Annotated in this window: 23 protein-coding genes; 11 read left to right on the forward strand and 12 right to left on the reverse strand. The window is 73.3% G+C overall.

Annotated elements, in window-relative coordinates; translation table 11 throughout:
• Positions 1-104: 104 nt before the first annotated feature.
• Complete coding sequence (gene uvrB, locus ACZ6KF_RS13505) at positions 105-2,249, reverse strand: excinuclease ABC subunit UvrB (protein WP_469238482.1); 2,145 nt, start codon at positions 2,247-2,249, stop codon at positions 105-107.
• A gap of 40 nt (positions 2,250-2,289) precedes the next feature.
• Positions 2,290-3,156 (reverse strand): MHYT domain-containing protein, encoded by an 867-nt coding sequence (locus ACZ6KF_RS13510; protein WP_469238483.1) that lies wholly within the window; start codon positions 3,154-3,156, stop codon positions 2,290-2,292.
• A gap of 237 nt (positions 3,157-3,393) precedes the next feature.
• Here ACZ6KF_RS13510 and ACZ6KF_RS13515 point away from each other — a divergent pair, with 237 nt between their 5' ends.
• The 3 genes from ACZ6KF_RS13515 (at position 3,394) to ACZ6KF_RS13525 (ending at position 5,916) form a co-directional block, all read left to right on the forward strand.
• Positions 3,394-3,948 carry a methylated-DNA--[protein]-cysteine S-methyltransferase gene (locus ACZ6KF_RS13515; RefSeq protein WP_356636264.1) on the forward strand — a complete coding sequence of 185 codons (555 nt, stop codon included), beginning with the start codon at positions 3,394-3,396 and terminating at the stop codon, positions 3,946-3,948.
• Positions 3,949-4,033: 85 nt separating this feature from the next.
• The gene (locus ACZ6KF_RS13520) at positions 4,034-4,942 is read left to right on the forward strand and encodes a pseudouridine-5'-phosphate glycosidase (protein WP_469238484.1); all 909 of its coding nucleotides are present in this window, start codon (positions 4,034-4,036) and stop codon (positions 4,940-4,942) included.
• Positions 4,939-5,916, forward strand: a complete 978-nt coding sequence (locus ACZ6KF_RS13525) for a carbohydrate kinase family protein (RefSeq protein WP_469238485.1) — start codon at positions 4,939-4,941, stop codon at positions 5,914-5,916. The genes ACZ6KF_RS13520 and ACZ6KF_RS13525 overlap by 4 nt, the downstream gene beginning before the upstream one ends.
• Positions 5,917-6,031: 115 nt before the next feature.
• Here the strand turns inward: ACZ6KF_RS13525 and ACZ6KF_RS13530 are convergent, their stop codons facing one another.
• Positions 6,032-6,826 carry a methyltransferase domain-containing protein gene (locus ACZ6KF_RS13530; protein ID WP_356636270.1) on the reverse strand — a complete coding sequence of 265 codons (795 nt, stop codon included), beginning with the start codon at positions 6,824-6,826 and terminating at the stop codon, positions 6,032-6,034.
• 221 nt (positions 6,827-7,047) lie between these two features.
• Here ACZ6KF_RS13530 and ACZ6KF_RS13535 point away from each other — a divergent pair, with 221 nt between their 5' ends.
• Positions 7,048-8,175, forward strand: a complete 1,128-nt coding sequence (locus ACZ6KF_RS13535; RefSeq protein ID WP_356636272.1) for a magnesium and cobalt transport protein CorA — start codon at positions 7,048-7,050, stop codon at positions 8,173-8,175.
• A 180-nt stretch (positions 8,176-8,355) separates the two neighbouring features.
• Here ACZ6KF_RS13535 and ACZ6KF_RS13540 read toward each other — a convergent pair whose 3' ends face one another.
• Positions 8,356-8,988 carry a nucleoside/nucleotide kinase family protein gene (locus ACZ6KF_RS13540; RefSeq protein WP_469238486.1) on the reverse strand — a complete coding sequence of 211 codons (633 nt, stop codon included), beginning with the start codon at positions 8,986-8,988 and terminating at the stop codon, positions 8,356-8,358.
• 72 nt (positions 8,989-9,060) lie between these two features.
• Here ACZ6KF_RS13540 and ACZ6KF_RS13545 point away from each other — a divergent pair, with 72 nt between their 5' ends.
• From ACZ6KF_RS13545 to ACZ6KF_RS13555, 3 genes are all read left to right on the forward strand, one after another.
• The gene (locus tag ACZ6KF_RS13545; protein ID WP_469175451.1) at positions 9,061-9,849 is read left to right on the forward strand and encodes a DUF2293 domain-containing protein; all 789 of its coding nucleotides are present in this window, start codon (positions 9,061-9,063) and stop codon (positions 9,847-9,849) included.
• Positions 9,850-9,856: 7 nt separating this feature from the next.
• Positions 9,857-10,336: an anthrone oxygenase family protein gene (locus ACZ6KF_RS13550; protein ID WP_469159785.1), complete on the forward strand. Its 480-nt coding sequence runs from the start codon at positions 9,857-9,859 to the stop codon at positions 10,334-10,336.
• A gap of 226 nt (positions 10,337-10,562) precedes the next feature.
• A complete protein-coding gene (locus ACZ6KF_RS13555) occupies positions 10,563-12,050 on the forward strand; it encodes a glutamate synthase subunit beta (RefSeq protein WP_356636279.1) in 1,488 nt (495 codons plus the stop codon).
• Here ACZ6KF_RS13555 and ACZ6KF_RS13560 read toward each other — a convergent pair whose 3' ends face one another.
• Complete coding sequence (locus tag ACZ6KF_RS13560; RefSeq protein WP_469238487.1) at positions 12,051-12,710, reverse strand: carboxymuconolactone decarboxylase family protein; 660 nt, start codon at positions 12,708-12,710, stop codon at positions 12,051-12,053.
• A 47-nt stretch (positions 12,711-12,757) separates the two neighbouring features.
• Between ACZ6KF_RS13560 and pdxR the strand changes: the two genes are divergently transcribed.
• The gene (gene pdxR, locus ACZ6KF_RS13565) at positions 12,758-14,179 is read left to right on the forward strand and encodes a MocR-like pyridoxine biosynthesis transcription factor PdxR (protein WP_469238488.1); all 1,422 of its coding nucleotides are present in this window, start codon (positions 12,758-12,760) and stop codon (positions 14,177-14,179) included.
• 152 nt (positions 14,180-14,331) lie between these two features.
• On the opposite strand, the gene ACZ6KF_RS13570 is transcribed toward pdxR, so the two are convergent.
• From ACZ6KF_RS13570 to ACZ6KF_RS13580, 3 genes are all read right to left on the reverse strand, one after another.
• Complete coding sequence (locus ACZ6KF_RS13570; protein WP_356636285.1) at positions 14,332-15,144, reverse strand: SAM-dependent methyltransferase; 813 nt, start codon at positions 15,142-15,144, stop codon at positions 14,332-14,334.
• A gap of 91 nt (positions 15,145-15,235) precedes the next feature.
• Complete coding sequence (locus ACZ6KF_RS13575; RefSeq protein WP_356636287.1) at positions 15,236-15,511, reverse strand: DUF397 domain-containing protein; 276 nt, start codon at positions 15,509-15,511, stop codon at positions 15,236-15,238.
• The gene (locus ACZ6KF_RS13580) at positions 15,512-16,372 is read right to left on the reverse strand and encodes a helix-turn-helix domain-containing protein (protein ID WP_356636289.1); all 861 of its coding nucleotides are present in this window, start codon (positions 16,370-16,372) and stop codon (positions 15,512-15,514) included.
• 264 nt (positions 16,373-16,636) lie between these two features.
• On the opposite strand from ACZ6KF_RS13580, the gene ACZ6KF_RS13585 reads away from it, so the two are divergent.
• The 3 genes from ACZ6KF_RS13585 (at position 16,637) to ACZ6KF_RS13595 (ending at position 20,129) form a co-directional block, all read left to right on the forward strand.
• Positions 16,637-17,503 carry an ATP-binding protein gene (locus ACZ6KF_RS13585; protein ID WP_356636291.1) on the forward strand — a complete coding sequence of 289 codons (867 nt, stop codon included), beginning with the start codon at positions 16,637-16,639 and terminating at the stop codon, positions 17,501-17,503.
• The gene (locus tag ACZ6KF_RS13590; RefSeq protein WP_469238489.1) at positions 17,494-17,931 is read left to right on the forward strand and encodes a hypothetical protein; all 438 of its coding nucleotides are present in this window, start codon (positions 17,494-17,496) and stop codon (positions 17,929-17,931) included. The genes ACZ6KF_RS13585 and ACZ6KF_RS13590 overlap by 10 nt, the downstream gene beginning before the upstream one ends.
• A 287-nt stretch (positions 17,932-18,218) precedes the next feature.
• Complete coding sequence (locus tag ACZ6KF_RS13595; protein ID WP_469238490.1) at positions 18,219-20,129, forward strand: ABC transporter ATP-binding protein; 1,911 nt, start codon at positions 18,219-18,221, stop codon at positions 20,127-20,129.
• Positions 20,130-20,152: 23 nt separating this feature from the next.
• Here ACZ6KF_RS13595 and ACZ6KF_RS13600 read toward each other — a convergent pair whose 3' ends face one another.
• The 4 genes from ACZ6KF_RS13600 to ACZ6KF_RS13615 all read right to left on the reverse strand — a co-directional run bounded on the left by ACZ6KF_RS13600 (position 20,153) and on the right by ACZ6KF_RS13615 (position 24,733).
• Entirely contained in the window at positions 20,153-20,332 is a 180-nt protein-coding gene (locus ACZ6KF_RS13600) for a hypothetical protein (protein WP_469159825.1), read from the reverse strand.
• Positions 20,333-20,580: 248 nt separating this feature from the next.
• Complete coding sequence (locus ACZ6KF_RS13605; RefSeq protein WP_469238491.1) at positions 20,581-21,288, reverse strand: DUF899 domain-containing protein; 708 nt, start codon at positions 21,286-21,288, stop codon at positions 20,581-20,583.
• Between the two features lie 79 nt (positions 21,289-21,367).
• Positions 21,368-22,723: an amidohydrolase gene (locus tag ACZ6KF_RS13610; protein ID WP_469238492.1), complete on the reverse strand. Its 1,356-nt coding sequence runs from the start codon at positions 22,721-22,723 to the stop codon at positions 21,368-21,370.
• Between the two features lie 45 nt (positions 22,724-22,768).
• Positions 22,769-24,733 (reverse strand): FUSC family protein, encoded by a 1,965-nt coding sequence (locus ACZ6KF_RS13615; protein ID WP_469238493.1) that lies wholly within the window; start codon positions 24,731-24,733, stop codon positions 22,769-22,771.
• Positions 24,734-24,810: the final 77 nt, after the last annotated feature.

The raw sequence follows: 24,810 nt of genomic DNA on the forward strand, positions 1-24,810 counted from the left end.
CCCTACGCACGGGCACTGACAGTGCCGTACCCCGGTCCGGACTTTGTGTCGGTCTTGCAACACAGCGCGTTCCCGGGGCCGCCACAGGGGCCCCGGGGGACCCGTCAGGCCAGCCCGGCCTCCTTCATCTGGCGCAGCTCCTTCTTCATCTCGGACACCTCGTCGCGCAGCCGGGCCGCGATCTCGAACTGGAGGTCCGCGGCGGCGGCGCGCATGCGCTGGGTCAGTTCCTCGATCTGCGCGGCGAGTTCGGCGGCCGGCCGGTCGGTCGGCGCCGTCTCCTGGGCTCTGCCCTTCTTGGCGGCCTTCGCGCCCTTGACCGCGTGTTCCTTGAGGGCCGGCACCGGGGCCCTGCCGCCGCGGCCGTCGTTGCGCGACTGCCGGAAGCCGGAGCCGAGCAGCTGCTCGGTGTCGATCTCCTCGCGGGCGATCTGGGCGACGATGTCGTTGATCTTCTTGCGCAGCGGCTGCGGGTCGACGCCGTGCGCCTTGTTGTACGCGACCTGCTTCTCGCGCCGCCGGTTGGTCTCGTCGATGGCCTTCTCCATCGCCGGCGTGATCTTGTCGGCGTACATGTGGACCTCGCCGGAGACGTTGCGCGCCGCGCGGCCGATGGTCTGGATCAGCGAGGTGCCCGACCGCAGGAAGCCCTCCTTGTCGGCGTCGAGGATCGCCACGAGGGACACCTCGGGCAGGTCGAGGCCCTCGCGCAGCAGGTTGATGCCGACCAGGACGTCGTACTCGCCGGAGCGCAGTTCGCGCAGCAGTTCCACGCGGCGCAGGGTGTCCACGTCGCTGTGCAGATAGCGGACCTGGATGCCCATTTCCAGGAAGTAGTCGGTGAGGTCCTCGGCCATCTTCTTGGTGAGCGTGGTGACCAGGACGCGCTCGTCCTTCTCGACCCGGGCGCGGATCTCGTGCACCAGGTCGTCGATCTGGCCCTCGGTCGGCTTGACGACGACCTGCGGGTCGACCAGGCCGGTGGGCCGGATGATCTGCTCGACGACGCCGTTCGCGCGGGAGAGCTCGTAGGCGCCCGGGGTCGCGGACAGGTACACCGTCTGCCCGATGCGCTCCTGGAACTCCTCCCACTTCAGGGGCCGGTTGTCCAGGGCGGAGGGCAGCCGGAAGCCGTGGTCGACCAGGGTGCGCTTGCGGGAGGCGTCGCCCTCGTACATCGCGCCGATCTGCGGCACGGTCACGTGCGACTCGTCGATGACGAGCAGGAAGTCCTCGGGGAAGTAGTCCAGCAGCGTGTTCGGCGGGGAACCGGGGAGGCGGCCGTCGAAGTGCATCGAGTAGTTCTCCACGCCGGAGCAGGTGCCGATCTGGCGGAGCATCTCGATGTCGTAGGTGGTCCGCATCCGCAGCCGCTGGGCTTCCAGGAGTTTGCCCTGCTTCTCCAGTTCGGCGAGGCGCTCGCCCAGTTCCTTCTCGATGTCGTTGACGGCCCGCTCCATGCGTTCGGGTCCGGCGACGTAGTGGGAGGCCGGGAAGACGTAGAGCTGCTGCTCGTCGCTGATGATCTCGCCGGTGAGCGGGTGCAGGGTGGTGAGCGCCTCGATCTCGTCGCCGAACATCTCGATGCGGACGGCGAGCTCCTCGTAGACGGGGAAGATCTCGATGGTGTCGCCGCGGACCCGGAAGGTGCCGCGGGTGAACGCCATGTCGTTGCGCGCGTACTGGATGTCGACGAAGCGGCGCAGCAGCTGGTCCCGGTCGATCTCGTCGCCCACCCTGAGCGGGACCATGCGGTCCACGTACTCCTGGGGCGTGCCGAGGCCGTAGATGCAGGAGACGGAGGCGACCACGACGACGTCGCGGCGGGTGAGCAGCGAGTTGGTCGCGGAGTGGCGCAGCCGCTCGACCTCCTCGTTGATCGAGGAGTCCTTCTCGATGTAGGTGTCCGACTGCGGGACGTATGCCTCGGGCTGGTAGTAGTCGTAGTACGAGACGAAGTATTCGACCGCGTTGTTCGGCAGCAGCTCGCGGAATTCGTTGGCCAGCTGGGCGGCCAGCGTCTTGTTCGGCGCCATCACCAGGGTGGGCCGCTGGAGCTTCTCGATCATCCACGCGGTGGTGGCGGACTTTCCGGTGCCGGTCGCGCCGAGCAGGACGACGTCCTTCTCACCTGCTTCGATGCGCCGGGCGAGGTCGGCGATGGCCGTCGGCTGGTCGCCGCTCGGCTGGTAGGGGCTGACGACCTCGAAGGGCGCCACCGTGCGTTCGATCTGGGAAACGGGCCGCATGTCATCCACCGTACGACCCCCCACTGACAATGGGCCGCGGTCAGCGGTTCTGGGGCGTCCTCGAGCGGCTGTGCGGGACGGGCCGGCGGGCGCGCAGGGGCGGGCGGCGGCCGTGGTGGCGGGCGGGCGGATGGGCCGGGACGCCGGGCTCGCGCTCGGGTCGGGACCACTCGGGTGTGCCCGTGACCATCTGCGGGTCGAAGAGCACGACCACACCGGCCAGGCAGAGGAAGGCGACCGGCCCGATCAGCATGGGGGCGAGCAGGGCGGCGGGCGTGTCGCCGGTGGACGTGTCGGCGGCGCCGTGCAGGTGGACGCTGAGGGCGGCCATGCCCGTGTAGTGCATGCCGCTGACCGCGAGCCCCATGACGAGGCTGGCTCCGATGCTCCACAGAGGCCCCTTGACCTGCCCGGCGGCCCACAGGGCGGCGGTGGCGGCGGCCATGGCGATGACGACGGAGGCGGCGACGGTGAAGGTGTTGTACTCGAGTCGGCCGTTCAGTTCCAGGCCGGCCATGCCCAGGTAGTGCATGGACGCGATGCCGAGACCGGTGATCGTGCCACCCGTGAACAGGGCTGTGCCGCTGGCGCCCTTGTAGCCGACGATGAAGATTCCGATGCCCACCATGACGACGGCGACGGCCAGGCTGGCGTAGGTGATCGGTTTGTCGTAGTGGATCGGCGCCTCCCTGACGGTGAACCCCATCATGGCGATGAAGTGCATGGTCCAGATGCCGGAGCCGATCGCGGCCGAGCCGAGGGCCAACCAGCCGGGGCGCCAGGAGCCGGCCACGAGCATGGACCGGGTGGTGCAGCGCAGCCCCAGGGCGCCGCCGAGGCAGGCCATGACATAGGCCACCAGAGGTGTGACGAGGCCGTAGCTGAATCCGTCGACCGTGCCTTGCATGCGCGGCTGCCCTTCCGCCCTCTTCCGTACCGGAATCCCCGAAACGCACCCCCGTCCCAGGTCCGCACGAGCGGCCAGGGTTGAGGGAGAGTATGACTCGCGCGGGTATGGTCGAACGACTTTCCGGCAAAGAAACACCGACCGGCCCCACTTGTGCCGCACCGGTGAAGCCCTGTCCTGCGGGCGGGCCCCGGGCCGGCCGGAGGCGTTGTCAGTGGCGGGCCCTACGGTGGGCGCATGGACAGCCATGGACACGGGGAGCAGCGGGTCGCGTGGGCCGTCGTCGGCGGCGGCATCGGTCCGCTGCTGCTGGCCGCGACCAGCGAGGGCTTGGTCAACGTCGTCTTCCACGCCACGGACGGGATACGGGACAGGGCGCTGGAGCGGCTGGCGTCGCGGCTGGGCGCCGAGCCGGTCGAGTCGCCCGGCTTTCCCGTGCTGGCCGAGGCGATACGCCAGGTCGAGGCCTACCTGGCGGGTGAGCTGCGGGACTTCGGGCTGCCGCTGGACTGGTCGCTGATCTCGGGCTTCAACCGGCAGGTGCTGCGCGAGCTGGCGTCCGGTGTGCCCTATGGAACGGTCGTCGGGTACGGCGACCTGGCGGGGCGGGTGGGCCGGCCGGGGGGCGCCCAGGCGGTGGGCATGGCCATGGGGGCCAATCCGCTGCCGCTGGTGGTGCCGTGTCACCGGGTGGTGGAGAGCGACGGTGGCATCGGCGGGTTCGGCGGCGGTGTGGAGACGAAGCGGAAGCTGCTGGCCCTGGAGGGCGTGCTGCCCCAGCCGCTGTTCTGACCTGCCGGAGCCGGAACGGGGGTTTGGCGGCGCCCGCCGCCCGCCAGGGATGAGGGAGAACGGCACAGACGGGAGGCGGGGCGCAGTGACGCTGGTGGTGTCCGAAGAGGTGCGGGAGGCGGTCCGCGCGAGGCGGCCCGTGGTGGCCCTGGAGTCGACGATCATCGCGCACGGGCTGCCGCGGCCCCGCAATCTGCGGGTGGCGCTGGAGCTGGAGGAGGCGGTACGGCGGGAGGGCGCCGTACCGGCGACGATCGCCGTGCTGGACGGGCGTCCCCTGGTCGGCCTGGACAAGGAGCAGCTGGAGCGGATCGCCTCCGAGGACGGCATCCGCAAGCTGGGCCACCGTGACCTGCCGCTCGCGGTGGCCGCCGGGGCGAGCGGGGCGACCACGGTGTCCGCGACGGCGCTGCTCGCGGCGCTGGCGGGCATACGGGTGTTCGCCACGGGCGGTCTCGGCGGGGTGCACCGGCAGTGGACGGTGACGCAGGACGAGTCGGCCGACCTGGGCCTGCTGGCGCGCACCCGGATCACGGTGGTCTGCGCGGGCGTGAAGTCGATCCTCGACGTGCCGGCGACACTGCAGCGGCTGGAGACGCTGGGCGTCGCGGTGGCCGGTTACGGCACGGACCGCTTCCCCGGCTTCTACCTGTCGGACTCGGGTAATCCGGTCGACTGGACGCTGGACAGCCCGGAGCAGGTGGCGGACGTCATGCGGGCGCAGGACGCGCTCGGGGTGCCCGAGTCGGCGCTGATCGTGGCGAACCCGGTCCCGCAGGCCGAGCAGCTGGACCCCGAGCTGCACGCGCGTGTCCTGGCCGACGCCCTGCGCGCCTGCGAGGAACGGGGCGTCACGGGCCAGGCCGTCACGCCGTTCCTGCTGGACCATCTGGTGCGGCACACCGACGGGGCCTCGCTGAGCGCGAACCTCGCGGCGGTGCGGGGCAACGTACGGCTGGCGGCGCGGATCGCGGCGGCCTGGGCCGGGGCGTGAGCGAGCCCGTGCCCGGCGGCCCGCGCGCCGGGGACGACGGCACGGCGCTGCTGGTCGTCGGGGACGTGATCACGGACGTCGTGGCCCGGCACCGGGGCCCGCTGGCGGCGGGCACCGACACGGCCGCCCAGATCGTGACCCTGCCCGGCGGGGCGGGCGCCAACGTCGCCTGCTGGGCCTCCCACTGGGGGTGGCCGGACGTACGGCTGCTCGGTCGGGTCGGCGCGGACGCGGCGCGGTGGCACGAACGGGCGCTGACCGCCGCCGGGGTGCGTCCCTTGCTGGTCGTCGACCCCGAGGCGCCGACCGGGACGGTGATCTGCCTGGTCGACGCGGGCGCTGCGGCGGAGCGGACGTTCCTTACCGACAGCGGCGCCTCGCTGCGGCTCGATCCCGGCGACTGGTCGAACGCGCTGTTGGACGGCGTCGGGTGGCTCCATCTGTCCGGCTATCTGCTGTTCTCCGCGCCGGGCCGGGCACTGGTGCCGACGGCGGTGGCGGCGGCGCGCTCACGCGGGGTGCGGGTGAGCCTGGATCCGGCGTCGGCCGGCTTCCTCAGCACTCTGGGCGTGGACCGGTTCCTGGCGTTGGTGGAGGGGGTCGACGTGCTGCTGCCCAGCCGGGACGAGGCCTGTCTGCTCACCGGGCTGCCGGGCGCGCGGGACGCGGCGGCGAAGCTGAGCCGACACGTTCCGCTGGTCGTCGCCAAGCAGGGCCCCGAGGGGGCGCTGGTCGCCCGGAGCGGCACGGTGTCCGCCCGGGTCCGCGGCGTACCGGCCGCGCCGCGGGACACCACGGGCGCCGGCGACGCGTTCACCGGCGCGTTTCTCGCCGCACTGCTCGGCGGCGCGGAGCCGGAGGCGGCGGCCGTGCAGGGGTGCCGTGCGGGGGCGCGGGCCGTCGAACGTGTGGGCGGCAGGCCACCGACGGACGGAAGACCGCCGGCGGACGACGGGTCGCCGGTCCGGGAGTGAGAGGCCGCGCGCCGCCACGTCCGGCGTTCGTCGCGCCCGCGACCCACTGCCGAACGCGTGCCCGACGACCGCTGGTGACCGCTGTGCCCTGTGCCCCGCCGCGGCCGGCGGCCGGTTACGGCTTGCGCCCCCAGGCCGAGATCACCGGGACGGCGGCCAGGTCCAGCGTGCCGGAGGCGATGTTGGCCAGGTGCCGGTCGATGTCCGCCTCGGCGGCGAACCCCTCGGCGACGAGTTCGCCGCGGACCTGGCGGATCGTCGCGGTCTCCAGCGCGGCGCAGGCCGGCGCGGAGAGCGGGAAATGGACGTCGGCCTCCACGCGCCGCAGTCCGGCGGCGCGCAGCAGCCGCGGCAGTCGGCGGCCCTGGGTCAGGTCCACGCCACGACTGGCGAGGAGCCGGCCGACGCCCTTGCGCAGCCGGTTCGCCATCTGCTGCTCGGGCCCGTGCTCGTCCGGGCAGACGAGGGGCTGGAGGCCGAGGTCGGTGTCCTCGACCAGAAGTCGTCCGCCCGGGCGCAGCGCTTCGGTCATCGTCCGCAGCGTCCGTGCGCGGTCCGACACATCGGTCAGGCTCAGCCGGGCGTGGACCAGGTCGAAGCCCTCCCCCGGCGGCCGGTGCGCGGCGATGTCGTGAATCCGCACCTCCACCGGGGGCCGGGCGGGGGCGGTGATGCAGGAGACGTCGGTGTTGGTGGCGACGACCTTGCCGGTGGGGCCGACTCGCTTGGCCAGCCAGGACACCACGGAGGCGCCGCTCGCGCCGACCTCCCAGCAGCGCCAGCCGGGTCCGACGCCGAACGCTTCGAAGTGCCGGAAGGTCGTGGGATCGAAGAGGGCGGCAAGGGCGTCGAGGCGTTCTCTCGCCCCGGCCTGCCGGTTGTCGAGGAGATACCCGTCGGTGAGCGTCATGCCGCGATCATCCCATTTATCCGACTTGTCAAGCACGGGTGACGCTCCGAACGAGGCGTTCCCGCAGCCTGGGCGCCCTGTGAACTGCCGTTGTCCACAGCCCGGAACCTGCCGCGATGCGCGTTATCCACAGGCTTCCCCGGTCACCGTGCCGTCCTGGCACACTGGCGCGACAGGCGCGGAGATGCGGCGCGAAGGGGTCCACGCGAGGAGATCCAGAGATGTCCATGGCAGGGAATCTGCGGAAGGTGACGAGCCTCGGCACGGTCGGCGGCCTGCGCAGAGTCGCACGGCTGGCCCGGCGGCGCCGGCGCGTCGACCTGAGCCACCCCGCCCGTTCGCCGCTGGGCTCCTCCGTGGTCAACTGCGTGGCCTACGAGGAAGGGGCGCGCCTGCCCGTCGGGGGTGACCTGGTGGAGACGGTGCGTCAGGTCCGCAAGGGCGGTGACGGTTTCGTCTGGCTGGGGCTCCATGAGCCGACGACCCGGGAGTTCGCGGGCATCGCCGAGCTGTTCGACCTGCACCCGCTGGCGGTCGAGGACACGGTCGAGGCGCACCAGCGGCCGAAGGTTGAGCGGTACGGCGAGACGCTGTTCGCCGTGTTCAAGACGGTCTGCTACGTCGAGCACGAGGTGCTGACGGCCACCAGCGAGGTGGTGGACACCGGGGAGATCATGGTGTTCGTCGGCCCGGATTTCGTGATCACCGTGAGGCACGGGCGGCACGGTTCGCTGGGCCCGCTGCGGGAGGAGCTGGAATCCGACCCCGACCAGCTGGCCAAGGGCCCGTCCGCGGTGCTGCACGCGGTCGCCGACCATGTGGTCGACGAGTACCTCAGCGTCATCGACGCGGTGCACGAGGACATAGAGCAGGTGGAGACGGACGTCTTCGCGGAGAACGGCGCGCGGGCCGACCCCGGCCGCATCTACCAGCTCAAGCGGGAGCTGCTGGAGCTGAAGCGGGCGGTGGTCCCGCTCGGCCGGCCGCTGCTCGATCTCGCCGACCGGCCGATGCGGGTGGTGGAGCCGCAGATACAGGCCTACTTCCGGGACGTGTCCGACCATCTGCAGCGGGCCGCGGAGCAGATCGCCGCCTTCGACGAGTTGCTCAACTCGATCCTTCAGGCACACCTCGCCCAGGTCACCGTGGCGCAGAACGAGGACATGCGGAAGATCACGGCATGGGCGGCGATCGTCGCCGTGCCGACGATGGTCTGCGGGATGTACGGCATGAACTTCGAACACATGCCGGAGCTGCACTGGCGGTACGGCTACGCCATGGTCATCGGCGTCATATCCGCGGCCTGCCTGGTGCTGTACCGCGGCTTCCGGCGCAACGGCTGGCTGTGAGGACGACCGCCGACGGGGGTCGGCGTCCGGGGGCGTCGGCGTAGACCCGCCGGGCCTTGCCCCGACCTGGTCCTCCGTCAGGTTCCCGGCGAGGTCCGGCCTCGCTGATCAGGCCGGCCGGGCGCGTTCACGCAGCCGACGACGATGTCGCGGTCGGTGACGATGCCGCGGAGGACGGGCTCAGCCGTTCCACGCCGGGCGGCGCGGGTCGTCGGCGCGGACCAGGACGCCGGCCGTGCCGGCGGGGTCGCTCTCGTCGGCGTAGCGCTCGAAGGCGGGGAGGGTCCAGTGCTCGGCCTCGGGTGTGCGCCGGCGCAGCGCGCCCGGGGAGAGGAGGACGTGGACGGTCAGGTCGAAGGGGAACCAGTGCCGCAGAAGGAGGGGCCCGTGCAACAACAAGCAACCACCAGGCGGGAGTTGGACGTACGGGCTGCGGGTGGCGCGGTCGGTGACGGGGTCGAGCAGGTCGGGCAGAACGCGTCCGTCGCCGCCGGGTTCGAGAGGGCCGAACACCTCGCGCCACAGCGCGCCGGTGTCGAACCAGCCGTCGTAATAGGCGTCCACGTCCCGGCGACCGTGTTCCAGGCGCAGGGACGCCGGACGCAGGAACCCCTCGGCGCCGACGACCAGCGAAGAGCGACCGCGTACGCGCAGCGCTTCGTGGACGAGCCGGGCGAGATCGCCGGGGCGGGCGGCCGGGGCGCCGTCGAAGGCGATACGCGGCCAGGAGCTGCCGTCCGCCGGCTTCAGATCGAGCAGCCGCTCGGCAAGCCGGTCGCCGAGCCGCTCCCAGGTGATCGCTTCGAGTCGCACACGGCCATGATGCCGCGCCGTCCCGGCCGGCGAGAGGCGTGGATCGACCGCGGCGGCGGGCATGAACCGGACATGGCGCCGCCCACCGCACCGGTGACTCCCGTTCCTTCCACGTCGCTCGTGGTCGTCCAGCCGCTGAAGCGGAAGCGCTGCGCCGGCTGCCGGCGCGGTCCGCTGCCGATGCTGGTCCTGGAGGAGGGTTCGCCGCGCTGCCTCGACTGCGCCGACCTCGGGCACCTGGTGTTCCTGCCGCGAGGGGACACCGCGCTGACCCGGCGGTCGCGGGAGGAGAGCGCGCTGTCGGCAGTGGTGGTGCGGTTCAACCGACGTCACGGGCGGTACGAGCGGCAGGGTGTCCTGGTCGAGGAGGCGGGGCTCGCGCGGGCCGAGGAGCGCTGTCTGGCGGACGCGGAGGCGCGGCGGCGGCGCAGGGTGCGGGACGCGCGGCGCCGGGCGGTGCAGGACGTCCGGTTCGCGGACGCGTTCGCGGCGGAGATACGGCGTTTGTTCCCGGGGTGTCCGGCCGAGCGGGCGCGGGAGATCGCCGCGCACACCTCGGAGCGGGGCAGCGGTAGGGTCGGCCGGAGCGCGGCGGGGCGCGCGCTCACCGAGAGCGCGGTGACCTCGGCGGTGGCGGCGTCCGTACGCCACGTCGACACGCCGTACGACCGGCTGCTGATGAGCGGGGTGCCGCGGCACGAGGCGCGGCGGAGCATCGCGGCGTCGGTGGAGAAGGTGCTGCGAGGGTGGCGAAGCCCTGTCCCCTCAGTCACCGGCGGTGCCGTTGCCGGGCATGGAGTTCCGGAGCCGGGCGGGGTGGCGGGGCCGAGAGGGCGCGGGCCGGAATGGACGGGGAGATGAGAAGCACATGATCGACGGGCCGTATTTCGTGCTGGTCCTGCTGGGAGTGCTCGGGACCGGGCTGGTGGCCGGGGTCTTCTGCGCGTTCTCGACCTTCGTGATGCGGGGCCTGGCGTCGTTGCCCGCGGAGCAGGGCGTGGCCGCGATGAAGGCGGTGAACGTGGCGGCGGTGCGTCCGGCGTTCATGGCGGTGTTCATGGGGTCGGCGCTGCTGAGCGTGCTCATCGGCGTGGTGACGTTCGTGCTGTGGCCGGAGGAGGGGACGGCGGAGCTGCTGGTGGGCAGCGCACTGTATCTGTTCGGTTCGTTCGGCGTCACGGTGTTCGCGAACGTGCCGCGCAACGAGGCGCTGCAGGAGCTGGACGCGGGTACACCGGAGGCGGACGCCTACTGGCCGGCCTACGTGCGTGGGTGGACGGCGTGGAACCACGTCCGCACGGTCGCCTCGGCCGGCGCGGCGCTGGCGTTCGTCCTGGCGCTGGCCTGAGTGCGTCCAGGGCGACGGACGCCGGACCGGACCCGTCCCGTGCGCACCCGCTCCCACTCCCCCGCCCGCCCTACCCACCCTCCGCCCACGCCCAGCCCGCGCCCCGCGTAGGACCCACCTGTCCCCGCGCGCACCCCTGCGCCCCCGCGCGACCCGACGTATCGTGGCGGGAAGAGCGCCGCCGATGACGTACGGGCTGTCGTACGCGTACGCAAGGAAGCCGGCCATGGCCGATCCCAAGGGTTTCATGACCACTCCCCGCCAGGACTGGCCCCGTCGGCCGGTCGGGGAACGGGTACGGGACTGGAACGAGGTCTACGTTCCCGGGGCGCTGCTGCCCATCATCGACGAGCAGGCGGACCGGTGCATGGACTGCGGCATCCCGTTCTGCCACGACGCCTGTCCGCTGGGCAATCTCATCCCCGAGTGGAACGGCCTGGTGGCCCGCGAGGACTGGCGGGCGGCGAGCGACCGGCTGCACGCCACGAACAACTTCCCGGAGTTCACGGGCCGTCTGTGCCCGGCGCCGTGCGAGGCGGGCTGTGTACTCGCCATCAACCAGCCGGCGGTGACCATCAAGAACGTCGAATGCGCCATCGCCGACCGCGCCTGGGAGGAGGGTTTCACCGTCCCGCGCCCGCCGGAGCGACTGAGCGGGCGGACGGTCGCCGTGATCGGGTCGGGGCCCACGGGGCTGGCGGCGGCGCAGCAGTTGACGCGTGCCGGGCACACCGTGGCGGTGTACGAGAAGGACGACCGGCTGGGCGGGCTGATGCGGTACGGCATCCCCGAGTTCAAGATGGAGAAGCACCATCTGGACCGGCGGCTGGAGCAGATGCGCGCCGAGGGGACGAAGTTCCGCACGTCGACGGCGGTCGGGCGGGACATCGGGGCGGCGGAGCTGCGGGCGCGGTACGACGCGGTGGTGATCGCGACGGGGGCGACCGCCTGGCGTGAACTGGCCGTGCCGGGGCGGGAGCTGGCCGGGGTGCATCAGGCGATGGAGTACCTGCCGCCGGCCAACCGGGTGTGCGAGGGCGACTTGGCGGTGTCCCCGCTGTCGGCGGCCGGGAAGCACGTGGTGATCGTCGGGGGCGGCGACACCGGGGCGGACTGTCTTGGCACGGCGGTGCGGGAGGGCGCCGCGTCCGTGACGCAGCTGGACATCTACGCCCAGCCGGGCACGGAACGCGACGAGGACGTCGACCCGTGGCCGACGTATCCGAGGATCTACCGGTTGTCGGCCGCGCACGAAGAGGCCCGCGATCTGCGGACGGCCCCGGCGGCGGACGCCGACGCGCGGCTGTTCGCGGCGTCGACGCTGCGCTTCACCGGCGACGACGAGGGACATGTGCGGGCGCTGCACCTCGTCGAGGTGGACGCGAGGCGGCAGCCGGTGTCCGGCACCGAGCGGACGCTGCCCGCCGATCTGGTGCTGCTCGCGCTGGGTTTCTCGGGGCCGGACCGGGGCGACGGCCTGATCGACCAGCTGGGGCTTGAGCTGGAACCGCGCGGCACGATCGTGCGGGACGCGGATTTCGCGACCAACGTCCCCGGCGTGTTCGCGGCGGGAGACGCCGCGCGGGGACAGTCGCTGATCGTGTGGGCGATCGCGGAGGGACGGGCGGTGGCGGCGGCCGTGGACCGCCGGCTGACGGGCTCCTCGCGGCTGCCGGCGCCCATCGGGCCGTACGACCGGCCGATGTCGGTCTGATCAACCACGACTGCCATGACCGCCACGGCCGGCGCGACCGCCATGACCGGAGCGGGGGTGCGAAGGCTCGGGTCGGCGCTGGTCCGTGCCCGCCGTCTTCGCCGTCGTCAGGGCGATCCGGTTCCAGGTGTTGATGGCGAGGATCACGGCCAGTACGTGGGCCAGCTCCGTGGCGTCGAACCGCGCGGCGGCCTCGGCGTAGACGTCGTCAGGGACGCCGCCGTCGGCCACCAGGGTGACCGCCTCGGTCAGGGCCAGGGCGGCCTGCTCCCGCTCGGTGAAGAAGTGCCGCGCCTCGCGCCACAGGGGCACCATGTGCAGCCGGTCCTCGCTCTCGCCGGCCGTGCGGGCGTCGTTGGTGTGCATGTGGAGGCAGTAGGCGCAGTGGTTCAGGTGCGACGAGCGGATCTGGATCAGCTCGACGAGAGCGGGGTCGACGCTCGCGCGGGCGGCGGCGTCGAAGCCGATGAGGGCCTTGAAGGCGCCGGGCGCGGACCGGGCGAAGTCCAGACGGGCGGACTCGGGACGGCCTGACTCGGAACGGCCGGACTCCGGGCGGGCGGGGCGGTCGGCGGGCGTCCGGGTGCCTGGCGTGCGGGTGGTGAGCGTCGTGTCCGTCGTGTACGTCGTCTGAGTCATCTGCGTGGTCTGCGTCGTCATGTCCCTCAACCTACGGTCGGCGAAGACCGTCTGTAGGGTGCGCTTCCATGGCGGAATCGTGGGTCAATTACGCGGAGCGGATCGGGGCCGACCTGCTGCTGGAGCTGTCCGGGCCGGGCGGCCGGCGCGCCGCGCTCACCCGGGCGCTGCGAGAGGCGGTGCGCAGCGGCCGGTTGGCGCCCGGCACGCGGCTGCCGCCGTACCGTTCACTCGCCGCGGATCTCGGTGTCGCCCGCAACACGGTCGCCGACGCGTACGCGGAGCTGGTCGCGGAGGGCTGGCTCACCGCCCGCCAGGGGTCGGGCACGCGGGTCGCCGACCGGGCCGAGCCGCCGAGGTCCGCGGCCCGGACGACCGCAGGCGCCCCGCCTCGGGCGCGGGGGCCGCGGCACGATCTGCGCCAGGGCACACCGGACGCGTCGTCGTTCCCGCGCGCGGCGTGGCTGACGTCCTACCGGCGTGCGCTGGCGCAGGCGCCGAACGAGGTGTTCGGGCCCGGCGATCCCGCGGGCCGGCGCGAGCTGAGGGAGGCGCTCGCCGGGTATCTCGCCCGCGCGCGGGGCGTGCGGACGGAACCGGACCGGATCGTGATCTGCTCCGGCTTCGCTCACGCGCTGCGGCTGCTGTGCGGTCAGGGCGCGGGCGGGGTGCTGAGCGGGCCGCTGGCGGTGGAGGCGTACGGGCTGGGCTTTCACCGGGAGCTGCTGGCGACGGCGGGGGTGCGGACGGCGCCGCTGCCCTTGGACGAGGAGGGGGCGCGCGTCGACGCGCTGGCGCGCGAGCGGGCGGTGCTGCTCACGCCGGCGCACCAGTTCCCGACCGGCGGCCCGCTCGGACCGGCGCGCCGCGCGGCCGTCGTGGACTGGGCCCGCGCGCGGGACGGTGTGGTGCTGGAGGACGACTACGACGGCGAGTTCCGCTACGACCGAAAGCCCGTCGGGGCGGTGCAGGGGCTCGACCCGGAGCGCGTGGTCTACATCGGCTCGGTGAGCAAGAGCCTGTCACCGGCGCTGCGGCTGGGGTGGCTGGTACTGCCGGAACGCTGCGTCGGGGGCGTGCTCGCGGCGAAGGGCGACCGGGAGGGGTGGGCGAGCGTCCTGGACCAGCTCGCCCTCGCCGACTTCGTCTCCCGGGGGTCGTACGACCGTCATGTGCGGCGTATGCGGCAGCATTACCGCGCGCGCCGGGACCGGCTCGTCGCGGCGCTCGCCGAACGGGCGCCGCACATCGCGGTGACCGGTGTGGCGGCCGGCCTGCACGCGCTGCTGCGGCTGCCGCCCGGCACCGAGCGCTCCGCCGTGAAGGCCGCCGCCTGGCGGGGCGTCGCCGTCGACGGCCTGTCCGCCTTCCGGCACCCCGAGACGGACATGCCCGCCCAGGACGGCCTGGTCGTCGGATACGCGACCCCGTCGGAACACGCGTACGGCGCGGCGCTGGACGCCCTGTGCGAGGTGCTGCCACCGCGCTGAGCGCAACCGACCGGCGCGCCGAACGCCCACACCGCCGCGCAGGACGCCAGGCCGCTGCGCTGCCGAACGCGCCGAACGCCCGCCCGGCGGCCTCACGGTCGGACAGGGCCGCGGCCGGTCACAACCCGCGCCCGGTCACAACCAACGGCCGGTCAGGGCTTGCGCCCCACCGCCCCGTACCCCGGAATGACCCCGTCCTCCTGCCCCGGCACCGGCTCCCCCAGCTCGGGATGCCAGTCGGGCACCACGGCGACGCCGGGGTCGACCAGTTCCAGGCCGGTGAAGAAGCGGGCGAACTCGTCGCGGGAGCGCAGGGCCAGGGTGACGCCCGCCGCCTTGAGCTTCTCGGTCGCCGCCGCGGACTCCTCCGGAGTGAAGTCGGCGGTGGCGTGGGTCATCACCAGGTGGCTGCCGGAGGGCAGTTCGGCGAGCAGCCGGGCGACCAGCTCGTGCGCGCCGTCCTCGTCGGGGACGAAGTGCAGCAGCGCGATCAGCGAGAGGGCCACAGGCCGGGAGAGGTCGAGGATCTTCCGGGCGCCCTCGATGATGGCGTCGGGGTCGCGGACGTCCGCCTGGAGGTACTCGGTGACGCCCTCGGGCGTGCTGCGCAGCAGGGCCGCCGCGTGGGCCAGCACGATGGGGTCGTTGTCGCAGTAGACGACGCGCGCCGCGGGGGCGACCTCCTGGGCGACCTGATGCAGGTTGGGCTCGGTCGGTATGCCGGTGCCGATGTCGAGGAACTGCGTCACGCCGTTGCGGGCCAGCCACCGCGTGGCCCGGTGCATGAACGCCCGGTTGACCCGCGCCATCACCGGCACGCGCGGTTCGAGCGCGAGCATCTGACGGCCCATCTCCTCGTCGACGGGGTAGTTGTCCTTGCCGCCGAGATACCAGTCGTACATCCGCGCGGGATGCGGCCGGCTGGTGTCGATCTCGACGGCGCCGGTGGGGTCCTGCCCGCTCATGAGGCGCTCCATGGACGTGTGCACAAATAATAATCAAGTCAGTAGCAAGATAAGGCAGTTGCGCAGCAAAAAGTGAACCGGGTCGGTCCGTTCAGGACAGCAGGAAGTCCGCCACCCCCGCCTTGGCGCCCTCGATGAAGGCCGTCATCTCGTCGGAGGTGTAGATCAGCGCCGGCCCGTCGGGGTCGGTGGACTGCCGGACGGCTATCCGCCCGTCGGCGAGCTTCATCGCCTCCAGGCAGTTGCCGCCGTTGCCGCCGCTCCACGGCTTGTGCCAGCCTTCGCTGCCCAGTTCCCGGGCGGGCATGCCGTTGTAGATCCGCTCGCCGCGGACCCGCGGCTTGGGCTTGGACGTGATGCGATCCATTCACAGCTCCTTGCGGAGATCCCGGAGGATCTCCTTCGTGCGATGTGCCGTAGCGGCCTGCGCCGCCATGCGGTCCATGACCTCGAGATAGGTCGCCACCTCGTTGCGCGCGTCGAGATAGACGGCGCCGGTCAGGTACTCGCTGTAGACCATGTCCGGGAGTTCGGGCACGGCGAATCGGAACAGCACGAAGGGCCCGTACGTGCCGGGGTGCGGCCCCGTCGAGAACGGGGCGACCTGCAGCGTCACATTGGGCAGCTTCGTGGCCTCGAGCAGTTTGTCGATCTGGGCACGCATCACCTCCGGGCCGCCGACCGGGCGGCGCAGCGCGGTCTCGTCCATCACGGCCCACAGCCGGGGCGCGTCCGGGCGCGTGAGCAGTTCCTGGCGCTGCATGCGCAGGGCGACATGGCGTTCGATGTCCTCCGGCCGCGTCTGGCCGACGGCGCCCGACTTCATGACCCCGCGCGCGTAGTCCTCGGTCTGCAGCAGCCCCGGCACGAAGTGCGGCTCGTAGGTGCGGATCAGCGCGGCGGCGCCTTCCAGGCTGACGTACATCGAGAACCAGCCCGGCAGGATGTCGTGGAACCGCTGCCACCAGCCGGGACGGTTGGCCTCCTCGGCCAGCTGCACGAAGGCCTCGGCCTCGTCGTCGGGGACGCCGTAGGCCTTCAGGAGGAGCTGGAGGTAGGGGATCTTGAGGCTGACCTCGGCCGTCTCCATACGGCGGACGGTGGCCGGGGCGACACGGAGGATCTTGGCGGCCTCCTCCCGCTTGAGACCCGCCCGCTCGCGCAGGTCCAGCAGACGCCGCCCGAGGACGACCTGGCCGACCGTGGGCGCGGACCGCGGCTCGCTCACGTTCCACCTCCATTCAGTCCCCGTACGGAATAACCCGAAAGACCCGCGACTCCTTGCCCGAAGGCCCTGCGTGCACGCTCACAGCCCAGCGGCGCCATTCGAAGACCCATTCGAAAGTCCGGGCGGACTTTCGGCGATCCCAACTGGCGCCGCATCAGATGCTGTTGCGAGCAGTGTGCCACGAGCCCTCACCGCGTCATACAGCACTCTGCATTTTTCAGAGTGACACTTGCCAAGTGTCCGCGGCAGGGCGATAGTGGCAGCGTGATTCCGTCCGCGCCCTTAGGAACAGACGCCGCCGGCCGTTCCGGCCCCGGCGCCGCCGCGACGGCCGGCCCCGCGGGCGCGGCCGCCGAGCGGCGGTTCCGCTTCGAGCTGGCCGCGCACCCCGGCTCTCCCGCGCAGGCCAGACGCCTGACCCGGTCCCGGCTGACCGGCTGGTCGGTGTGCGAGGACACCTGCGACACGGCCGCCCTGGTGGTGTCGGAGCTGGTCACCAACGCGATCATGCACACCGCGAGCGCGGTCGTCGTCTGCGAGCTGCACGACGGCGACGAGGTGGTGCGGGTGGCCGTGGGCGACGAGGGCTGCGCGCCGGGCGAGCCGCGGCCGACCCCCGAGCGGGCCGAGGAGGAGCACGGGAGGGGACTGCTTCTCGTCGACGCCCTGGCACACGCCTGGGGCGCCCAGGAGAACGGTCCCGGCCTGCTCGTCTGGGCCGAGCTGCCGCGCCGTGCCGCTCCCGCGGACAACGCCCCCCACGCCGACCTCGGCTGGGGCGCCCGCCCGCGGCCCGGCTCCTCCGGCGACGGAACGGGCGAGGAGGACGAGGCGCACCAGCGCACCCGCGACGCCTCCCCGGGCGCGCCCCGCGACGCCGCACACCGCGTCGCCGGCCCGGACGCCCTCCATCGCGTGCCCCCGCAGCAGCACAAGGCGCACCACGCGATACCGCCCGTGCACCAGATACCGCACGGCTCGCACCACGCCTCGCACGGCACCGCGCGCCCCCTGTCCCACCCGGGCGCGATGTCCCACCCGGGCGCCGGCGCGCACGACGCCGCACGCCCCGCGCCCCATCCGGGCGCACACCACCGAACTCATCACGAAACGGGGCCCGAATGGGTGTGACGGCCGGTTCCGGCGGCGGGCGGGTAGTCGCCCTGAACACCCTGGTCCGCCTGGGACGCGGGTTGCGCACCCCGGACGACCCGCCCCACCGGCTCTCCGTCCCCGACGGCATGACCGCCCCGCTCGGCTGCGACGCGGTGGCGGTCCCCGCCCGGTACGGACCCCTCGTACTGCCCCGGCTGCCGCGCGTGGGCTGTGTCTACGCGGACGACGCGCACTGGTGGTGGCTGGTCCCCTCCGACTCCGACTACGCGCTGGAGTGGCCCGCGCCCGCGCGGTACGTCGCCGGCGCGGTCGTTCCCGACTCCCCGCGGCTGATCCACCGGCCGGACGGCACCCTGCCGTACACCCCGCCGATTCCGCTCTACCTCGCCCTGTGCCGGATCATCGGCACCGCCCCGACCTGGTCGCGCGCCGTCACCGCCTGACCCGCCCGCCGCGGCGCCCCGCACCGGCGCCCTCCCGGGGTCGCACGCCCGCGCATGTCATCGCCTTCCTCCCGCGCCCTGCCCGGCACCGCGCCGGGCCGCGATAGTGACTCTTCGTGCAGCCGAAGAGACGGACGAAGAAGCAGGCGAAGAGCGGGACGAAGCAAGGGACGAAGCACGGGACGACGAGCGGGACGAAGAGCGACCGGCGAGGACGGCAGCCGGGTCCGCGGAATCGGTCCGCGCGGGAGGATCGCTCCGACCGTGGGCAACAGCCCGAGAAGCAGGTGTCGGAATCCGAACGGCTGCTCTTCGGCGGCCCGCTCCGCTACGACACGGGCTGGAACCAGCACTCCGAGGCCTTCCTCGAACTGACCTTCCGCTCCATGATCCGGCGGCTTCCCGCCCTGCTCGCCTCCAGCTTCCGGCTCGCCCGCCGGGCCGACCGGCGAGCGGCCCGGATCGTGCTGGCCGCCGAGACGGCCCGGGGCGCGGCGCACGCCGTGAGCCTGCTGGCGGTGAACAGCGTGCTGGCCCGGCTGATGGACGCCGGCCCGGTCGAGGAGCGGCTGCGCGGCGCCGCCCCCGCGCTGGCCGCCATCGCCGTCGTCCTGCTGGTCGGCGCGCTCCTGCGGGCCGCGTCGACGTACGCCACCGGCCGGCTGGAGCCGAAGGTGGAGCGGGTGGCCACCGAGCTGTATCTGGAGCGGGCGGCCGCCGTGGAGCTGTCCGCGATCGAGGACCACGCCTTCCACAAGCTGCTGGACACCGCGCAGTACGGCGCCGCCTCCGCCCGCCGCATGATCATGTACGGCACGCGGGTGGTGAACGCGCTGATCTCGCTGGTCGCGGCGGCCAGCGTACTGACCGTGTTGCACCCGCTGCTGCTCCCCCTGCTGGCGACGATGACGCTGCCGAGCGCCTGGAGCGCGCTGACGAACGCCCGGCGCCGCTACGAGTCGTTCCACATCTGGGTGCAGCACGCCCGCGCGGGACACCTGATCAGCAATCTGCTCACCGAGCCGGCCGCGGCCCCGGAGATCCGGGTCCACGGCGTCGGGCCGTTCCTGTTGAGGCACTTCCGCGCCATGTCGGAGACGGCGGAGGCGGAACAGGCCCGGCTGGCCGGCCTCGCGGCCCGCACCGGTCTGATCGCGGCGGCCTGGACGGGGCTGGCGACGCTGGCCACGTACGCCACGCTTGGCGGGCTGCTGCTGACGGAAGCCATGTCGCTGGCCGTCGCGGGCACGGCCGTGATCGCGGTGCGCACCGGCTCCGCGAGCCTGAGCACGCTGGTGCTGGAGGTGAACCAGCTGCACGAGGAGGCCCTGTTCGTGGGCGACCTGGAGCGGCTGTACGCCGAGGCGGCGGAGCGGGCGATCCCGGTCGGCGGAGTGCAGCTGCCGGACGATCCGAAAGAGATCCGCTTCGAGAACGTCACGTTCCGCTACCCGGGTGAGGCGGCGCGCCCGGCGCTGGACGACGTCACCCTCAGCCTGCCGCTGGGCCGGATCATCGCTCTGGTCGGCGAGAACGGCTCGGGCAAGACGACGCTGGTCAAGCTGCTGGCGGGTCTGTACCGGCCGGACCGGGGGCGGATCCTTTGGGACGGCGTCGACGCGGCGACCGCGGACCGGCGGGGGCTGGCGGAGCGGATCGCGATGGTGGCGCAGGACTTCAAACGGTGGCCGTTCACCGCCCGCGTGAACATCGCCGTGGGCCGGCCCTCGGCGCCGATCACCCCGGACCGGCTGGCCGGCGCGGTCGCCGAGGCGGGCGCCGGGGACGTGGTGGCGGATCTGCCGCGCGGCCTGGACACCCTGCTCGCCCGCGACTTCAGCGGCGGGCACGAGCTGTCCGGCGGGCAGTGGCAGCGCCTCGGGATCGCGCGGGCCGCGTACCGGCGCGGCCAGATCCTGATCGTGGACGAGCCGACGGCGGCCCTGGACGCCCGGGCCGAGCTGGAGGTGTTCGAGAAGATCCGCGCGCTGGCGGGCTCCGGGCAGACGGTCGTGCTGATCACCCACCGGCTGGCGTCGGTGCGCCACGCCGATCTGGTGCACGTGCTGGACCAGGGTCGGTTGGTGGAGTCGGGGACACCGGACCAACTGCTCGCCGAGGGTGGGGTCTACGCGGAGCTGTACGCGCTCCAGGCCGAGCAGTTCACGGCGCGGACCCCAGCGCCGAGGGCGGGCTGATCACGCACCTCGGCTCCGCCGGTTCACGCGGCGGCGTCGCTCTCCGCCTCGCGCACGATGACCAGGAACGTGTCCGTGGCGAGGTCCATCACGACCTCGGCGGCCGTGCCTTCGAGCCGGCGCGCCTGCGCGAACTCCTCCGCCGGCCAGGATCCGCGTGGGCCGCCTGCGGGAAAGCGCCCGAGCACTCTTCGCCCGTTCACCATCTCGCACCTCCGATGAGCGTCGTACGTACAAGGAGTTAACGCCCTCGGAAGGGGAAACGGCGCGCTCAGTGACCGTACTGAGACATACCTGACACTAGTTCAACGCTCAATGTGAGGAGACGGCCACTCCCCGTGCGCTCATCTCGCCCTCCCGGCCCTCACTGGTCACACGCGCCGCGCTCGTCCTCGCCCGTCGTCCGCGTCCGTCGGTCTGGCCCGCACCCATCGGGGCGCCGGACTCCTTCTCACGCGCCGTACTCGTCGTACTCGTCGTACTCGTCGTGATAGCGGATCCGTGCGCTGCCCGCGGGCGCCCCGAGAGCCGACGCGCGCCCCTTGGGCTCCTCCCACTCCTCCTGCCGGCCGAGGGCCGTCAGGTCGAGCAGGGTGGTGGTCGCGCCGAGCCCGTCCAGTCCGCGCTCGTACGTCGAGTAGGTGTGGAAGACGCGGTCGCCGTCGCGCAGGAAGCAGCTCAGTCCGGGCCTCTCGACGAGTTCGCCGTCGCGTTCGAGGGTCACCTCGAAGTCCTCGTTGAAGTCGCCGCCGCACGACGAGTACCAGGGCGCCGTCCAGCCCATCCGCGCCTTGAACGGCAGGATCTTCGTGTACGGCGCCCGGGACACGGCCGCGAACGTCGTCCCGCGGGCGTGGAGATGGGCGAGGTGCCCGATCTGGTCCATGAACGCCGAGCAGTTGCGGCAGCCGGCCTCCCACTCGGGCGCGAACATGAAGTGGTAGACGACCAGTTGGCGCCGTCCCTCGAACATGTCCAGCAGGGACGCCTTGCCGTCGCCGCCCTCGAAGACGTACTCGGTGTCGATCTCCACCATGGGCAGCCGGCGCCGCTGCGCGTTGAGGGCGTCCCGCGCGCGGGTGGCCTCCTTCTCCTTGACCAGCAGTTCTTGCCGCGCCCTGCGCCACTCGTGGCGCGAGACGACCTCCGGAAGCGACATGGCTCCTCCTGTGCGACGGTCCCGTTGCCAGTGGTGACCGCGCCGGTGGGCGGAACTCATCGCTGTGCCCGGAGATTTTTCAGGCGTCGTACTCCTGGATGCGCCGGCCGTGTCCGCGGTCCAGCAGGGCGGGCGTCCGGTCGGCCAGTTCCCGTACGACGGACGGCACGTCGACGGTCAGCAGTTCGCGGTCGCGCATCAGGACGCGGCCGTCGACGATCGTCGTGCGGACGTCGAAGGAGCGGGCGCTGTGCACCAGGGTGGCGGCGAGGTCGTGCACGGGCTGGGTGTGCGGGCCGGTGAGGTCGACGAGGACGATGTCCGCGCGATGCCCGGGGGCGAGGGAGCCGACGACGCCGCCGAGGCCGACCGCGCGGGCGCTCTGGAGCGTGGCGTGGTGCAGGGCCTGGCGTGCGGTCAGCCAGCGCGGGTCGCCCTCGGCCTGCTTCTGGACCAGGGCGGTGAGCGCCATCGACTCCCACACGTCGAGGTTGTTGTTGGAGGCGGGGCCGTCGGTGGCGAGTCCGACGGGGATGCCGAGGTCGCGCAGGGCGCGGATCGGGGTGGTGGTGGGCCAGGCGAACTTCAGGTAGCCGCGGGGCGCGCTCGCCACGGCGACCCGCCCGGCGGCCCGTTGCAGGACCGGCAGGTCGCGTTCGAGGATGCCGGTGCCGTGCGCGACGAGCACGTCGGTGGCGTCCAGCAGTCCGGTGCGCGCCAGGACCTCGATCGGGGTGACGCCGTGCCGGGCCAGGCTCGCCTCGGTCTGGTCGCGGTTCTCGGCGGCGTGCAGATGCACGGGCAGGCCGTGGGCGCGGGCCAGTTCGGCGGTGGCGGCGAGGTCGGCGTCGGTCACCGTGTAGGGGGCGTGCGGGGCGAGGGCGGTGGTGATACGGCCGTCGGCGCCGCCCCGGTGGCGCAGCGCGAACTCGAGGGAGCGCTCGCGCCCTTCGGGCCCCTGGGAGGAGAAGTAGGCCTCGCCCAGATGGGCCCGCAGTCCGCACTCGGCCACCACGGCGGCGACCCGGTCCATGGCGAAGTAGTGGTCCGCGAAGCAGGTCACCCCGCCCCGGATCATCTCCGCGCAGGCCAGCCGCGCGCCCAGTTCGACGTCGCGGGGCGTGAGGTTGGACTCGACGGGCCACACCACGTCGTTGAACCACTCCTCGGTGGGCAGGTCCTCCGCGATGCCGCGGAAGGCGGCCATGGCGGCGTGGGTGTGGCAGTTGATCAGTCCGGGCAGCGCGACCTGGCCGCGGGCGTCGATGCGTTCGGCCGCGGGCAGGGCGGTCGTGTCCACGCTGGCGGTGACGGCCTCGACGACCCCGTCGCGCACGACGATCGCGGCGTCCTCCAGGAACCCGATCCGCTCCGTGTCGTCGTGGACGAGGGCGGTGCATCCGGTGATGACGAGATCGGCGTGGGGAGCCATCATGGCGACAACGTACCCGCGGCGCCCACGCTCCCGCAGTCGGTCGCGCTACCCGCCGACGGCCACCGCGCAAGGGCGCAGGCCGGGACGCTCGCACGCGTCGGCGAGTTCCTCCAGGAGTTCGGCGAGCCGACGCGTGTGCCGCGGCGCGAGGTGACCGGTGTCGTCCAGGTGGACGGCGCACGCGGTGGTGGTGTCGACCAGCCGTTCGAGGAGGGCGGCGACCTCGTCGGCGCCCTCGGCGTGCCGGGCGAGGGCGGGCAGTTCGGCGGAGGCCCGGGCGATGGCGGCCCGCGCCTCGGCGAGCGCCCGGTACGCCTCCCGGCGCAGTACCCAACGCCGGGCTCGGTCGTCGGGGACGGCCGGGGCGCCGGGGACGGCCGGCTCGCGCGGGGCGTGCGACGGCTCGCGACTGGTGCGACCGGTGTCCCGGCGTGCGCCGGGGGCGCCGTCCGACGCGTTCAGGACGTGGGTGAGGTAGGCGTCCGCCGCGCTGCCCGCCGCCGCGAGCCGGGCGCGTACGGCTCCGCCCCGCTCCCCCGGCATCGGCAGGTGTCCAACGAGCAGCACGATCGCGCAGGCCAGCAGCGTCTCGCCGATCCGGGCGGCGGAGGCCTGCGGTTCGCCGCCGACCATCACCAGGGCGAGCACCAGCACGGTGACGACGGCGGTCTGGGCGGCGAAGTTCCGTACCGCGACCGGGATGAGCGCGCCGCAGACGGCGACGAGCGCGACGAGGCCCCCGGGATGCGGCAGGACGGCCGCGAGCCCGGCGAACAGGAGCGCCCCGAGGACGGTGCCGGCCGCGCGGCACAGCACGCGCGAGACGAGCGGCCCGAGGTCCGGCTTGACGAGGAACACGGCGGTGGCGGGCAGCCAGTACCAGTGCTCGTGCTGCCCGTACCAGCGGGCGTGGTACAGGGCCTGGGCGACCGCGGCGGCTGCCCCGAAGGAGAGGGCGACGCGGAAGCCGTACTCGCGTCCGCCGCTGCCGATGGCGGCGGCGAGCAGTTCGCGCGTGCCGCGCCTGCGGGTGTGCAGGTCGCCGCCGTCGCCCTGGTCGAACGCCTCGGCGGCCAGGAGCAGGGCGTCGTCCAGGGCGCGCAGGGCGGGTGCCGAGCGCGACGGCGCGGGCAGCGGTCCGGCGCCGACGCCGTCGCGGACGGCCGCGGCGAGCCTGCGGGGGCCTTCGGAGGCGCGCTCGGTCAGCGGCTCTCCGGCCCAGGCCAGCGCGGTCGCGGCCTCGGCGAGGGGCAGCGCGGCGGCGTACTGCGCCTGGAGCCGCCGCTCGGTCGCGGAGCCGGTGTACCGCCGCAGCCGGAATCCGCCGAGGGCGTCCTGGGCGTGGTCGAGGGCGGCGGTGAGCGCGGCGCGACGTGCGGTGGCCGTCGCCGACCCGGCCGCGTCGAGCAGCCCGGCGATGGCGTCGTACACCCCGGCGACCGCCGCCCGCTCCCCCGCGAACCGGGCCGGACGGTAGTCCCCGGCGTGGGTGGCGGGCCACGGCAGCAGTACCCGGAGCGCGATCAGCCACCCTGCCCCGCAGAGGAAGGCGAGGGCGTAACGCCACCCGGCCTCCGGCAACGGCATCCCGGCCCCGACGGCCGAGCCGACGAGCAACTGGGTGCCGCCCGCCGAGGCGACCGCCCCCACGGCGCTGACGCCTCCGGCGACGAGTCCGAGCCCGGCGAACAGCAGCGTCAGCGCGACCGCGCCCGCCCGCTCCCCCGCGTACGTCCCGATGAGCATCCCCGCCGCTCCGGCGACGGCCGGCAGCCCGAGCCGGCGGACCGCGCTGCGCCGCCCGCCGGGGTGGTCGTTGATGCCGGCGAGCATGGCGGCGATGGCGGCGACGACGCCGAGCGACGCCCGCCCGGCGAGCACGCCCGCGAGCAGGAGCGGCCCGGCGGCCAGCGCGCCTCGCGCGACCGGGCTCCACGGCACGGGTCCGCGCTGCGTCCGCAGGGCGTGGGCGAGCCAGGGCGGGAGGTCGAGGGGGCGGCTGCGTGACACGGGGCTCCTGTCGGGGCGAGGGCGGGGGTGTGCCTTCGGGCGACGGTGGCCGGGCTGGTGACTGTGATGTCCAGGGT

The sequence above is a fragment of the Streptomyces sp. NPDC046379 genome, assembly GCF_055587785.1.